The 13,547-nt window shown below is 43.4% G+C and carries 12 protein-coding genes; 10 read left to right on the plus strand and 2 right to left on the minus strand.

Features of this window, described 5'->3' with window-relative positions; all coding sequences use genetic code 11:
- Positions 1-283: 283 nt before the first annotated feature.
- From WN50_RS19240 to WN50_RS19250, 3 genes are all read left to right on the plus strand, one after another.
- On the plus strand, positions 284-1,129 hold the full coding sequence (locus WN50_RS19240; RefSeq protein ID WP_082172495.1) for a methyltransferase domain-containing protein: 846 nt from the start codon (positions 284-286) through the stop codon (positions 1,127-1,129).
- Between the two features lie 122 nt (positions 1,130-1,251).
- The gene (locus tag WN50_RS19245) at positions 1,252-1,719 is read left to right on the plus strand and encodes a YbjN domain-containing protein (RefSeq protein WP_046279514.1); all 468 of its coding nucleotides are present in this window, start codon (positions 1,252-1,254) and stop codon (positions 1,717-1,719) included.
- Positions 1,720-1,766: 47 nt separating this feature from the next.
- Positions 1,767-2,549 (plus strand): lipoate--protein ligase family protein, encoded by a 783-nt coding sequence (locus tag WN50_RS19250; RefSeq protein WP_046279515.1) that lies wholly within the window; start codon positions 1,767-1,769, stop codon positions 2,547-2,549.
- An 84-nt stretch (positions 2,550-2,633) separates the two neighbouring features.
- Here WN50_RS19250 and WN50_RS34170 read toward each other — a convergent pair whose 3' ends face one another.
- Positions 2,634-2,870, minus strand: a complete 237-nt coding sequence (locus tag WN50_RS34170) for a hypothetical protein (RefSeq protein WP_152964872.1) — start codon at positions 2,868-2,870, stop codon at positions 2,634-2,636.
- Positions 2,871-3,089: 219 nt separating this feature from the next.
- Here WN50_RS34170 and WN50_RS19255 point away from each other — a divergent pair, with 219 nt between their 5' ends.
- The 5 genes from WN50_RS19255 (at position 3,090) to WN50_RS19275 (ending at position 8,493) form a co-directional block, all read left to right on the plus strand.
- Positions 3,090-4,271, plus strand: a complete 1,182-nt coding sequence (locus WN50_RS19255) for an RNA-guided endonuclease InsQ/TnpB family protein (protein ID WP_049560375.1) — start codon at positions 3,090-3,092, stop codon at positions 4,269-4,271.
- 228 nt (positions 4,272-4,499) lie between these two features.
- Positions 4,500-5,456 carry a glycosyltransferase family 2 protein gene (locus WN50_RS19260; RefSeq protein WP_046280756.1) on the plus strand — a complete coding sequence of 319 codons (957 nt, stop codon included), beginning with the start codon at positions 4,500-4,502 and terminating at the stop codon, positions 5,454-5,456.
- Positions 5,457-5,634: 178 nt separating this feature from the next.
- On the plus strand, positions 5,635-6,240 hold the full coding sequence (gene hpsU / locus WN50_RS19265; RefSeq protein WP_046280755.1) for a hormogonium polysaccharide biosynthesis acetyltransferase HpsU: 606 nt from the start codon (positions 5,635-5,637) through the stop codon (positions 6,238-6,240).
- Between the two features lie 228 nt (positions 6,241-6,468).
- Entirely contained in the window at positions 6,469-7,878 is a 1,410-nt protein-coding gene (locus tag WN50_RS19270) for a DUF1269 domain-containing protein (protein WP_046280754.1), read from the plus strand.
- Between the two features lie 123 nt (positions 7,879-8,001).
- Positions 8,002-8,493, plus strand: a complete 492-nt coding sequence (locus WN50_RS19275; protein ID WP_046280757.1) for a BON domain-containing protein — start codon at positions 8,002-8,004, stop codon at positions 8,491-8,493.
- A gap of 421 nt (positions 8,494-8,914) precedes the next feature.
- Here WN50_RS19275 and WN50_RS19280 read toward each other — a convergent pair whose 3' ends face one another.
- Positions 8,915-10,336 carry a proton extrusion protein PcxA gene (locus tag WN50_RS19280; RefSeq protein ID WP_046279374.1) on the minus strand — a complete coding sequence of 474 codons (1,422 nt, stop codon included), beginning with the start codon at positions 10,334-10,336 and terminating at the stop codon, positions 8,915-8,917.
- 77 nt (positions 10,337-10,413) lie between these two features.
- Here WN50_RS19280 and WN50_RS19285 point away from each other — a divergent pair, with 77 nt between their 5' ends.
- Together WN50_RS19285 and WN50_RS19290 are read left to right on the plus strand one after the other, a co-directional pair.
- A complete protein-coding gene (locus tag WN50_RS19285; protein ID WP_046279372.1) occupies positions 10,414-12,573 on the plus strand; it encodes a hypothetical protein in 2,160 nt (719 codons plus the stop codon).
- A gap of 612 nt (positions 12,574-13,185) precedes the next feature.
- Positions 13,186-13,547: hypothetical protein (locus WN50_RS19290; RefSeq protein WP_049560352.1), on the plus strand; the 362-nt coding region annotated here is incomplete at its 3' end.

Here is a 13,547-nt window from a genome sequence, read left to right on the forward strand (position 1 = left end):
CTCTACTGGCAGGGTATTCAACCAGTTGAAAAACCCAGCATCTAATCGATGCAATGAACCTTGAAAACTTAAGGTATGGGGTTCTTGCTCTGAATGCTTTGGCCATATAAAACCTTAAAGCACCAAGTACAGAGAATAAAGCATTTTTTCTCAAGTACGGTAGGGCATACCGAAACTATCTCTGAAATGGGATGAACGACTGGGGAGACTCACCCCTCTGGAGTTGATTGGGAAACCAGTTGGCTGTAAGGGTTGTCAATGAACCAGTAATCCAAATCCGCTCTTGCTTGGAGAATCCCCTTTCTTTAGAAATGGGGAGTATGTCAACTACTACCCAACCGTTTGGTTTGACTTGTTGACGATTCAACAACGGGCTAACCAAAAACGCTATCAGGAATTTGCACCGGATATCGATACGGAAGGCTACCCCAAATATTATCTGCAAAATTTCCATCATCAAACCGATGGTTATCTCAGCGAGATGTCTGCCAACCTTTACGATGTACAGGTAGACATTCTGTTTAGTGGTTCGACTGATGCAATGCGGCGTCGGGTATTAGCACCTCTCAAACAAAGCCTAGAAACCACGTTTAAGGCGGTTCTCCCTAAACAAATTCGGGTTTTGGATGTCGCTTGTGGGACAGGTCGAACGCTCAAATCTATTCGGGCTAGCCTTCCCAAAGCTTCTTTATACGGGATAGACCTTTCACCCACCTATTTACGCAAAGCCAACCAACTGTTATCTGAAATTCCCGGAGAATTACCCCAACTGGTTCAGGGAAATGGCGAGGAACTGCCCTATTTGGATAATTACTTTCACGGGATAACCTCGGTGTTTTTGTTCCACGAACTGCCCCCAGAAGCCCGTCAAAGGGTGATTGATGAATGTTTCCGAGTGATTCAACCGGGCGGGGTGTTCGTGATTTGTGACTCCATGCAAGCGAGCGATTTTCCCGAGATGAAAACCATGATGGAAAATTTCCCCGTGATGTTCCATGAACCCTACTACCGTCACTACGCAACGGATAATCTAATTGAACGTTTGGAAAAAGCAGGCTTCGAGAAGATTACCACTGAAAATCATTTTGTCAGCAAATACTGGATTGCTCACAAACCTGTTGAAGCTTAACCTCGGCTGACTGTAGAGATGTTCCTCTAAAAGATATTTTGGGGGAATCTCTCTACCCAGAGGAGGCAACAGACAAGATAATATGGGTGCAGACCTGCTATTAAAATCAGAGGAAATGACGGATGAGTAGCACCACACCAGAGAGTCTTGAATCTGTCTCTGAGGATTTCACTCAAGACAAAACAATTACCTACACAGAAGAAATTGAAACCGTGATCGCAGGTTTGGCCAAAGACCAGAAAGTTCTAGTCGGTCAAAGCGACGCGGGTCATCTGTGGAAGTTTCAGTATGGGAGTGCAGAAGTCTTTGTCCAGTTAACGGGAGACACAGAAGAAGACACCCTTACGGTTTGGTCGCCTGTACTGACGCTTCCCGCTAAAAATGAAGCAACATTAATGCGGGCGTTGTTGGAGATGAATTGGTTGTCTACTTATGAATCTCATTTTGCGATTACAAATAGCCAAATTGTGGTTCTTTCTAACCGAACCCTCGCCGGAATTACCCCGGCTGAAATTTCTCGGATTATTACCGTTGTCGCTACAATTGCCGATGATAACGATGATCACTTACAAGCAGAATTCGGACAATAAAATCTAACGATTGATCCGATTTCCCCTGTTTCCCTGATTCTGTTTCTATGTCCAACAACTGTTCGGTTTGGCGTTTCATCCCGTTGTTGAAGGCTTCTGGAAACCTTCAAATGGCGATTGATGCTTGGTTACTCACTCAACACAGTCAGGGGAAACATCCGCCCACCCTGCGGTTTTACACCTGGGAACCTGTGGCGATTTCACTGGGTTATCATCAACGCCATTGGCCGCCAACCTGGCAAAATTTAACGTGGCGAGGAAAACCTGTAGAATTGGTGCGCCGTCCAACGGGGGGGCGGGCTGTTTTACATCAAGGGGATTTAACCTATGGGGTTGTGACGTCGGGACTCTCTCAACGCCGCCTAGAAGCTTATCAAAGCCTCTGTCAATTTTTAATCGCAGGTTGGCGAACATTGGGTTTTGAACTTGATTACGGTTCAGCAGGACGGGGCTACATTCATAATCCCAATTGTTTCGCCACCGCTACGGGTGCAGATTTAATCTTATCGGATGGTTATAAATTAATTGGTAGCGCTCAACTGCGACGCAATGGTGCTATTTTACAACAGGGTTCTATGCGTTTGGAACCCGATGCTGAACTTCATCAGCAGGTTTTTGGCGTTGAGTGTTTACCTTCTATTGTTCAACGATTTAATTTGGGGTCAAGTTCAGCAGATTCTCAACTCTCCTCAATTGAGAATAGGATTATTGAGGCTTTAATTCAAGCTGCTTGTCACTGTTTTCAAATCGAGTTCAAGACTGAACCGCTTTCAGATGACGAATGGCAAGCGATTAAAGTCTATGCCAAAACCTTGCACCTCTGCCCCTAAACAAATCATCAATATCAATTCTTGCAAAAAGCTGGATTTTCTGTTATCTTAAATATAGAAAGATTGCCTACACCCTAACAGGAATTAGGGTGTAGACTCAGCAATCAGACGGAGATAGCTAATTACGTTCACCACCTCAGACCGATCTGATCGAGGGTTGAGCCTCGCCTTGGGGTGATAAAGAGAAGGAAGCGATAAAAACTTCTCAACGTATTGGCTAATGGTTATTTGTTGTACCGTCTTTTCACCTGTCAATTCGCTCTCCTTCGGTGAAAAGCAATGAGTCACAACGGCAAAACCCTCATCCGGTACAGTTGTCATTCACATTTACTAAGGTATCAGTCAAAGCGGTATCATTCCATCAGTCTAGAGGTATAAAACTGGACTCATTCATGGGATAGAGACGGATATTTCCTGTGATCAGTTATGCTTCCCGTTCTAATAGTAACGTTACAGGCCCGTCGTTTTGGATAGAGCAGTAACTTAGTTGACAATTTATGGTACAACACGGTACTATCTGTAAGATAACAGAATACATCTATGCAACGAGCCTTCAAGACCCAACTCAAACTTAATAACCGTCAAAAAACCTTAATGGCTAAACACGCGGGATATTCTAGATGGGTCTGGAATTGGGCATTAGGGATGTGGAATGAAGCTTACAAACAGGGTTTAAAACCTTCTGCGAATAAGCTAAAAAAGTTCTACACCAATCACGTCAAACCTCAATATTCCTGGCAGTCAACCCTAAGTTCTAGAGTTTATCAATTTGCTTTCATGCACTTGGGAGAAGCTTTTAGTCGCTTTTTTCAAGGCACTGCCCAACATCCTAAGTTCAAGAAAAAAGGCAGAAATGATAGCTTTACTTTAGATAATTGCGGTAAGGTAATGAAGTTTTCAGGAAGGAGGTTAAAACTTCCTTTCATTGGATGGGTTAACACCTACGAACCCCTTCCCGAAATTCAGACTAAACGAGTCACAATTAGTCGAGTCGCTGATTCTTGGTATCTGTCTGTAGCCTACGAATTTGAGCCTGAACAGACTGTTAAATCAAGAGTTTATCTGGGTGTTGATGTTGGGGTTAAGGTATTAGCGACCTGTTCAGATGGTACTGTTTTTGCCAATCCAGCAGCCCACAAAAAAGCTCAAAAAAATCTAGCCAGACTTCAACGCGAACTCTCGAGAAAACAGAAGGGTTCAAATAACAGGAACAAAGCTAGATTGAAACTCGCAAAAGCATATCAAAGAGTGGCTAACATCCGAAAAGATACAATTCATAAATTGACCTCATGGCTATGCAAAAATCACGCAGTTATCGGGTTAGAAGACTTGAATGTTTCTGGGATGTTAAAAAATCATAAATTAGCGGGTGCTATTGCCGATTCTGCTCTTTATGAAATTCGCCGCCAAGTCGAGTATAAGTCCGAGTGGTACGGCTCAGTAGTAGTTTTTGCTGACAGATTTTATCCGTCAACTAAAACCTGTTCAAGTTGCGGTCACATTCAAGAAATGCCACTCAAAGAACGGGTTTTCAATTGTCAGGTTTGCAGTGTAAGTATTGACCGTGATTTGAATGCGAGTCTGAATTTATTACATTATGCCGAGGGCTTCTCGGTAAAAAGCCTGTCTGACCGGGTACTGCCGACAGTCCGGGGTGATGCAGCGCAAAGTCCGATCTCGGCGGAAACCGCTCGAGAAGGAACTTTGCAAGACAGGAAGTAAACGTTAACACGGTTTGTACCGCGTTATATCAGTTTTATAAAGCAGATAGCTGAGGTTGATTGTTGGGCAAGGCAAGTAGGGAAAGGTTAGAGTGAAGGGGGGTAGATTTAATCTGATGTTCTCTGGATGTATCCTCTACTATTCTCTAGTGCCAAAGATTTTTGATGCTTTGGACGCGCATCTAACATTGATTATTTGTTGCAAAACTACTACTGGAAACTTCTCGCTATGACCTCAACTGCATCTAAGATTCCGGTTTCGGTTCTCATTCCTGCCAAAAACGAAGAGGAAAACCTGCCTGCTTGTTTGGCGAGTGTTGCTAGAGCTGATGAAATCTTTGTGGTAGACTCTCAAAGTGAAGATCGCACTGTTGAAATTTCCGAAAGTCACGGTGCAAAAGTCATACAATTTTATTTTAACGGAAATTGGCCGAAAAAGAAAAATTGGTCCTTAGAAAATCTTCCCTTTCGTCATGAATGGGTGTTAATTGTAGACTGTGACGAACGAATTCCTTCTGAACTTTGGGATGAAATCGCGATGGTGATTCAAAATCCCGAATATTGCGGTTATTATCTGAATCGGCGGGTTTTCTTTTTAGGCGCTTGGATTCGTCACGGGGGCAAATATCCCGACTGGAACCTGCGTTTATTTAAGTACAAACAGGGTCGCTATGAAAACCTCAAAACCGAAGGGGTTCGCAATACCGGAGATAACGAAGTTCACGAACACGTTGTAATGTCTGGTTCCCAGAAAGTTGGCTATCTAAAAAATGATATGCTCCATGAAGACTTTCGTGATATGTTCCACTGGATTGCTCGACACAACCGTTATTCTAACTGGGAAGCTCGCGTCTATTATAACATTTTAACCGGACAAGATGAAAGCGATACGATTGGTGCGAATTTGTTTGGAGATGCGGTTCAACGCAAGCGATTCTTGAAAAAAGTTTGGGTGAGACTTCCGTTTAAACCCTTTCTTAGATTTGTCTTATTTTATATCCTGAGACTGGGTTTTTTAGATGGTCGAGCCGGTTATATTTATGGTCGTTTACTCAGTCAATATGAATATCAAATCGGCGTAAAATTGTATGAATTGCGGACATTTGGGGGTCATTTAAACGTCAGTAAACCATCTGCTGAACAATCAAATTCTGTTCCCTCGGTTCCGCAAGCTGTACAGAAATAGTTACCTGTAGAGGCGTTTTGAACAACGTCTCTGCACTGAATAATTTATAGCAGTGCGGGCAGGTTTATTTACATAAGCACAGAAACGAAGAATGGTGAAAAGCCTTATTAGACTTTCGCAAATTCCTCCCTTTTGCCTTTTGCATGATTGCCTTTTGCCTGCGCGAAGCGCTATATTTATGAGAGACACTCAACAAACAAAATCCTGGGTTGATTTACGTCAATATGACCAATCAGATTTTGACAGAGGAAGACCCGGTTGGTTTATCTTATTTTGGTGGTTTGTTCAAGCGGTTACTTTTCCCCTAACCTTGCATTCTTTGAGTGGAATTCGCTGTTGGATATTGAGACAATTTGGTGCTAAAATAGGGGAAGGGGTTCTGATCCGTCCGACCGCTCGTATTACCTATCCCTGGAAAGTAACAATAGGCAATTATAGCTGGATTGGGGATGATGTTGTACTTTATAGTTTAGATGAGATTAATATTGGTCAACACTGCGTAATTTCCCAAAAAAGTTATCTTTGTACCGGAAGTCACGAGATTACAGACCCAGCTTTTGGGCTGAAAACCGCTCCCATTACCGTAGAAGATGGGGCTTGGGTGGCGGCGGACTGTTTTGTTGGCCCCAGCGTCGTGATTGGTTCAAACGCTGTTATAGCCGCTCGTAGTAGTGTTTTTAGCGATATGCCCCCTGGTCAAGTCTGTATGGGAACCCCTTGTCGTCCTCGTTATGCCCGTCAAGTTGAGGTCAAAAGGGATTGGGAAAGCCAAAAATCACCCTAAGTTAAAGTTTTTAAAGTTGATCAAAAATAAGAAGTGATCATTTGATGAACAAAATAAAATTTCAATTAAATTTCTCATAGTCTATCAAAAGATATACACAATGGGAAATATTTTTGTCTATTTAGATAGATGTAAATAAAGTTTTCTTCCAATAAATTAGGAATAACAACTCCTAAAAAGGCGTTGAAATCAATTCCGAAAATTCCGATGAGGGAGGAAAGTAAGCAAATGGCTTTAAGACAAAGAAATAAAAGAGCAGTCGGTATTTTTCCGGGTCGCAGAGAAACAGAAAGCGCCCTGACCGAATTAAGAGAAAATAACTTTCCAATGAATCAAGTCTCCGTAATTGCGCGAGACTCCGATAGACCCGACAAAATTGGAGAAACAGAAGTTCGTGATCATGTTGGCAACAAAGCCGACGACGGCGCGACAACCGGGGCGCTAACCGGCGGGGCGTTAGGCGGTCTAACCGGTTTATTAGTCGGTCTAGGGGCATTAGCCATCCCAGGAATCGGGCCAATTATGCTAGCGGGTGAAATTGCCACCGCCATTGCAACAACCCTCGCCGGAACAGCCATCGGAGCGGCTACAGGCGGATTAATTGGCGCACTGATTGGTTTAGGAGTCCCCGAAGAAGAAGCCAAAACCTATAACGAACGAGTCTCTCTGGGAAATTACCTCGTGATCATTGACGGGACTGAGGATGAAATTCATCGCGCCGAAACCTTGTTACACCGTCGCGGGATTGAAAATTGGGGTGTGTTTGACATTCCTGCCTCTGAAACTCGTCCGAGAACCGATGATAATCTGTATTATCAGCGTGCAATTGGTGTGTTTCCCCATCGGCGTGATGCAGAGACAGCCCTCGATGAACTGATCAAGATGGGTTTTCCCCCCAACCAAGTCTATGTAGTCGCGCGGGACTACGACCATCACCCCAACCGTCATAATTTTACCGTTCATAATCGCTTTGATAACGGATTTTTTGGATTTCTGGGCGATCGCAACCGTTTCTTCCAAGATCGCTTTGAGCGAGGCGAACATCTGGTAATCGTTGAAGGAACTCCCGAAGAACTCCACAGTGCAGAAACCTTACTAAACCGTCGAGGAATTCAAGAATGGGTGATGTTTAAACGCGCAGAAGGCGAGCAGAAATACATTCCTGTTGCTCCGACAGTCAACCGAAACGATTTAGTATTCGCCCATCACAAGCATGGAATTGGTCACTTTTCCAACCGTCGCGAGGTTGAATACGCCTTAACCGAACTCAAAAATGCAGATTTCCCGATGAATCAGGTTTCCGTCGTTGCTCACGACTCCAGCCCGATGGAGCGGCTTCCGGGAGTTAACCGCATGGAGCGGGTGGATAATTATGCCAGTTTAGGGGTTTTTGAGGATCGAGCCAAGCGTTATCATGATCACGTTAGCCAAGGTCACTATTTAGTGATTGTCAACGGTACTGAGAATGACATTCGTCGAGTTCAACCGATTCTCCAGACTCAAGGAATTCAACAGTTTGAAATCTATGATTCGACAGCCGTGAATCGACCCTTAAAAAATATTGAGCCTGAACGGGCTGAGGTGATTAATCGCGATCCCAAAGTCAAGATTGTTGACAATCGCGATCGCACATTTTAGACGATAACAGGGAGCAATAATCCTTCGGAAAACCGCAACATAAAGGCAAGATTGCTGCTTTTAACTCCCCGAGATATTTTCAGTTTTTTCACCTTTATTTCTCATATCAATTTAAAAAAGACCATGAAAAAATTAACTTCTTTTTTGTTAGGTAGTATTCTGCTCTTAGGCGCGGTTGGTTGTGGTGATAATGCGAAAACCAGTGCAGATGCACCGAATACCGTTGAACAGCCTCCCGAAGTTCCCACCGCAGAACAGGTACAAGACGCTCAAGAAGACGCTCAAAGTGAAGTTCGTAGAGAACAGCTCAATTCTGATATTCGAGCCAGAGAAGAGCGTAATAATGCCTTTAATGACGGGGCTGCTGAAAACCGAGATAGTGATGATATTGCTAGCGAAGTTCGCAGTAAATTAGAAGCCAATTTACCGGCGAGTCAGTTAGTCGTTGAAGCCGAAAATGCAACCATTAAAGTATCAGGAACCGTTCCCACTCAAGAACAACTTGATCGAGTTGAACCTTTAGCATTAGAAATTAAAGGGGTTGAGTCTGTTGATAATCAGGCGGTTGTTGCTCCGGCTCAACCCGAGGAAGATAACGACAACACGCAGAACTAAGGCTGATTCTATAACGCTTCGCGCTAGGCAAGAGGCAAGAGGCAAGAGGCAAGAGGCAAGAAAATACCCATATAGTCAGGCTTTTGGCTATTCTTCGTTCGGGGCATTTGTAAATATACCAGTGCGACCTGCTATATAACGAAGAAAAACCACGCGAGACACCGAGACACAAAGAGGAACAAACTTCTGTTTCCCACAATCTTTGTGTCTTTGTGTCTTCGTGGTATTAATTATATTAATACCGTTAGCGATAACCCGAAAAAAGTTATAGCGCTACGCGCAGCTCATGTGGCAAAAGGCAAAAGGCAAAAGTCAGACTAGAAAAGATTTTCAGCTTCTTAAAAAGTTTGGCGGGACGGAAACCGACACCGCCAACTTTTCGCTTTTACTAATGTCCTAACCGTGTCGGCGTAGTGCTATACTATTCATTCATCGTTTTGTACGTTGAAACGGCTGAAGGTGAACTGCGGTTCAGATAACGGAAAATCCAATATTTAAAAACGGCATCAAGAATCACAGGAAAGGTTGCAATAAACAGAAAGTTAAAATCTCGATTTTCCGGGAGTCCAAAATGTCGAGAGATGCTTTCGAGAATGACTTCCCATCCATGAGGAGAGTGAAATCCAACGAACATATCAGTTAACAAGATAATAATAAAAGCTTTCGCACTATCACTTAAACCATAGATGAGATCGCCTAAAAATGATTTGAGAATTTCTACATCTCTTTTGTTGGTATAAATAATAATTCCAAAGGTTATAATCGATAATAAATCTGCGAATATATTTTTAATAGCACCTGTTCCGAGGGAGCGATACTCCTCAGCAATTTCTAGGGCTTTTGCTTGAACCTTTTCTTCGATTTGTTCAGGTTCAAGCAGGGGCGTTAAACCAATCAAATGATCAAATTCTAGCCGTTCTTTATAACGATGTAACTCCATAAAAGCTTCTTCTTCAAAATCCATATTCAAAAAAATTTGTGTATTTTCTTCGGGAGGAATAAGAGCATCTACAATCGGCCCAACTACAAAATTCTTCGCCAGTTGTTGAGTCAAAAGGGGAACTAAAATGAGCAGTAAAATAAATCTAACTGAAATAATGGTTTTAACTTTAGATTTGCGATAATTTTTAATAACTTCTTCTTCAGATTCTGGATTTAACTCGCGCTGAATTCGGCCAATCGTTCGCAGGAGAGAGCGAGGTAAAAAACTCATTTCTGAACCTGTTTTGAGTTCTTCAGGTAAAGACTTTTTCTCAGAATTGTAGGAATTTGAAAAGTTCCTTGAATCGGAATCCCGATTGAGAATAGGAGCATTTTCTTCATCTGAAGGAACGGTAGATTCAGACTTAGAGTTGTTTTTAACAGCAACTAAAGAAATCGATTCAACAGGTTGATTGAAAGGTTGACTTTTCGGCTTCTGGGGAAAATACCGACTCATAACCGTATCAATACAATCTAATTTTTGACAAACCTGAGAAACATGACTCATTTGAGTCAAATCATCATCAGCCGAAAAATGCCTGGAGGTTGATCCATTCAGATTCCGAAACGCTAAAGATTCAGACAGATCGATAACCGAACGACTGGTATTAAACTCAGCCAAACGAGTTTGAATAATGGTTAAACATCTTTTTAGCTCAGAATTAAAATAAGACCAGACGCGATCGCTATATTCCGCCGAATCTTTCGTAATTTTTCCACCCTGAAAATGCTCATTTTCAATCGCCTTGATCCTTAAAGCGGCATCATAGGCTTGTTCTAAAGCCCGGTCTGGTGTATTTTTAAACCAGCGATTGGCACCACGCAATGCTTGTCTAATTTGAGTCCAAGTCGAGGTCTTGATCATAAATGTAGGGAATGTTGAGTCGAGGGAGAACGTGCTAATGTGTTGGGTATCTTAACAAATTTATTCGTAGAATTGTGGCTGCTTTGTCTGTGTGGATAACAGGAGGAACTCGCAGTGGGAAAACCACCCGCTTGATTGAGCAGTTTTATGATTGGAGTATCAACCACCCGAACCGTGATCCCATCAAATCATCTTTACCCCTCAATTCATTTCCCAGGTCGCCGCAACGAACACAACCTCAGAGAGCGACCACATTAATATTAGCCGCCAACAGCGATAACCGACTAGATCTCGTGGATCGCATCTGGAAAACCCGCCCCGGACAATATGCGTTTCACTCAACAACACCGTTGGGTTTATTTGAGGATGAAGTCACCTTATTCTGGCCGTTACTGGTGCAGTCGTTAAACCTCAAAGCCCAATTTCCGGTTAGACTACGCCCCGAAACCGAACAGGAACTTGCAACCTCTCTTTGGAGTCAAGAACTCGAAGCAGGCCAACTCGCCCGAGCAGGAATCAGCCGCGATCGGATCGTGCGTCAAACCCTCGATCTGATGCAACTGGCGGCGATGAGCGGTCAATCTGTCGAAGAAATTCCTCGAATTTTAGCACAGGGATTTGATTCGTCAGAGGAATCCGATTCGCTGTATTCCTGTATGGGTCAGTTGCTGGTGCGTTGGCGAAATTGGTGTCTGGATCGGGGATTTCTCACCTACAGCATTGTTACAGAACTCTACTGGCATTTGTTGAGTCATCCCACCTATCAACAACACCTGATTCGTCGCTATCAGATGGTTTTTGCTGATGATCTCGATGAATATCCCGCCATCATGCGCCATCTGTTTGAGTTTCTCTTAGAAAGCGGAAAAATGGGAGCATTTACCTTTAACCCCACCGGATCAATTCGCTTAGGTTTGGGTGCCGATCCGAACGATTTGGCTAAGTTACAACATCGTTGTCGCATCGAAGCCTTAGACTTGCCATCAGGTCTAGCCCCCCAGCTTATCGAACCGATGATCAACGGCGTGATCGACAGTAGTATCGGACTGGCTGAACTCTCAATCGCTTTATCGGATGTTCGTTCCATTCAAACCCAGTCTCGGGCTGATTTACTGCGACGCACCGCCGAAGTGATCATTGATGTCGTCAAAACCCAACAGGTTCAACCCCAAGAGATCGCCGTTATCGGGCCAGGTTTAGATGCGATCGCTCGGTATACCCTACGAGAAATTTTGAGCCATGAGGGAATCGCCGTTGAGTCGCTACAAGAACAACGTCCCCTGTTGAGTTCTCCTTTGGTGCGATCGCTACTCACCCTGATCGCCCTGATTTATCCCGGTAATGGCCGTTTGGTAGAACGAGAAGCGATCGCCGAAATGTTAGTGGTTTTGAGCCGTGTAGAGACGCGCACAGGTGGCTCTAACGAGACGGAAGAGTTGACACCCCAAAGCTTATTTACCATTGACCCTGTAAGAGCGGGTTTACTGGCTGATTACTGTTTCCGTCCCCATCCCCAAGATCCAACCTTGCTAGAAGTGACAGCCTTTCCCCGTTGGGATCGATTGGGATATCAAGCCACTCAAACCTACAATCAGATTTTGCAGTGGATCGAGCAACAACGTCAACAATACCAACAACGCCTCATTCTAAATCCCGTTTCGCTGATTGATCGCGCTATTCAACGATTTTTTCTCTCTACCCAGTCCCTACCTTCGGATCAATTAGCGGTTTTGCGAGAGTTGATGGAAACGGCGATGCACTACTGGGAAGTGGACAGACGACTCCATCAAAGCCTTACATCAGAGGCGAATAGCGAAGCAGTGGGTTCGTTTATTCAACTGTTGCGACGGGGGGTTGTCAGTGCGAACCCCTACCCGGTGAAGTCGGTGATTTCTAAGCGGGCTGTTACTCTGGCGACGATTTTCCAATATCGCGCCAACCGTCAGTCCCATCGTTGTCATTTTTGGCTGGATGTGGCGTCGCCGTTGTGGCTAAGTGGGGGAGCGAGTAGCCTTTGGGGTTCCCCTTTATTTTTGCGAGAATGGCTTGGAAACCCTTGGACAGCCGAAGATCAGATGAAAGCAGATGATCTTCGATTGCGTCGGATTCTGCTAGATTTATTGAGTCGAGTTAGCGATCGCTTGTACTTGTGTCATAGTGAACTTGCCGTTAATGGTCAAGAACAACTCGGCCCCCTTTTACCTCTGATTCATGCTTGTGTAACATCAATCTAGTTGATGCTTTCATAGACTGAATGGGGAATACTGGAGACCATGTAAGAATTGAGGATTGTCGATGAAGAATTAATTCTTGATTTAGGCTGCATCATCAAAACTGAGAGTCTTCTCTAGAAGTGCAATAAAATTCTATCGGTTTACTCTCCTGTTGTTAGTTTGGACTCGTTTATCCTCCCGAAGCGCCAACTTTTTGTTCAATCAGACTGACAGATACAAACATAATGATTAACATTAAAGGGTTCAATGGTCTCAATCAACCGCTAATTGTTTCGGTATTTTCTAAAGGCTTTAGAGATATATTTTTTCAATCTATAAATCTATCTAGACTATCCCAAAGTTGTCAATTTCCCTGATAAATTTGTAAACTCTAAACGTTGAATGGGGTTCAACTCTCAAATGATTAGACCGATCTCTCTGACTGATTTACATTTTACAAAACCTAATAACACATGACATCTAAATTGAAAGCTGAGGGTGTTTAAGGTCTTGATAAAATTGCCCAGAAATAGCACAAAATAGAATCTTTTTAGAGTTTAACAGCCAAAAGTTAGCGAGATTAATTTTCAGAAAATATTGGACAAATTAGGTCAATTTATAGGAGGTTAAATTATGACCAGTGTAGGGGTAGGTTTTATTAGCGTTGCTGCGAATTTAGTCGATGCCGATGGCAGTTTTGTTCTTAATCCGATTACAAGTACACCCATTCTGATTGAGATTACTGAAACAGAATTTACCCAAGGCGGTAACAGAGTTTTTCAGACTTTCAATTTCTCAAACCGCATCCAAAACGAAGGCTTAGAATTTGAAGAAGATCTCGAAATTGAGGAGATCTTCGGGACAACTTTACCCGGAGGATCAACAGGTGTTTTGTTTGTCTCATTAATCAGTCTTCCTCCATTTGTTGGTGATGATGATACCGTTGATGGCGGGGGCGGAGATGATACGACTGATGGCGGGGGCGGCGATGATAC

It is taken from the genome of Limnoraphis robusta CS-951 (assembly GCF_000972705.2).

Bases quoted from the DNA above. Each gene is read 5' to 3' on its own strand.
- WN50_RS19260 (WP_046280756.1), top strand. From the start codon at position 4,500: ATGACCTCAACTGCATCTAAGATTCCGGTTTCGGTTCTCATTCCTGCC.
- WN50_RS19275 (WP_046280757.1), top strand. From the start codon at position 8,002: ATGAAAAAATTAACTTCTTTTTTGTTAGGTAGTATTCTGCTCTTAGGC.
- WN50_RS19250 (WP_046279515.1), top strand. From the start codon at position 1,767: ATGTCCAACAACTGTTCGGTTTGGCGTTTCATCCCGTTGTTGAAGGCT.
- WN50_RS34170 (WP_152964872.1), bottom strand. From the start codon at position 2,870: ATGACAACTGTACCGGATGAGGGTTTTGCCGTTGTGACTCATTGCTTT.
- hpsU (WP_046280755.1), top strand. From the start codon at position 5,635: ATGAGAGACACTCAACAAACAAAATCCTGGGTTGATTTACGTCAATAT.
- WN50_RS19245 (WP_046279514.1), top strand. From the start codon at position 1,252: ATGAGTAGCACCACACCAGAGAGTCTTGAATCTGTCTCTGAGGATTTC.
- WN50_RS19270 (WP_046280754.1), top strand. From the start codon at position 6,469: ATGGCTTTAAGACAAAGAAATAAAAGAGCAGTCGGTATTTTTCCGGGT.
- WN50_RS19255 (WP_049560375.1), top strand. From the start codon at position 3,090: ATGCAACGAGCCTTCAAGACCCAACTCAAACTTAATAACCGTCAAAAA.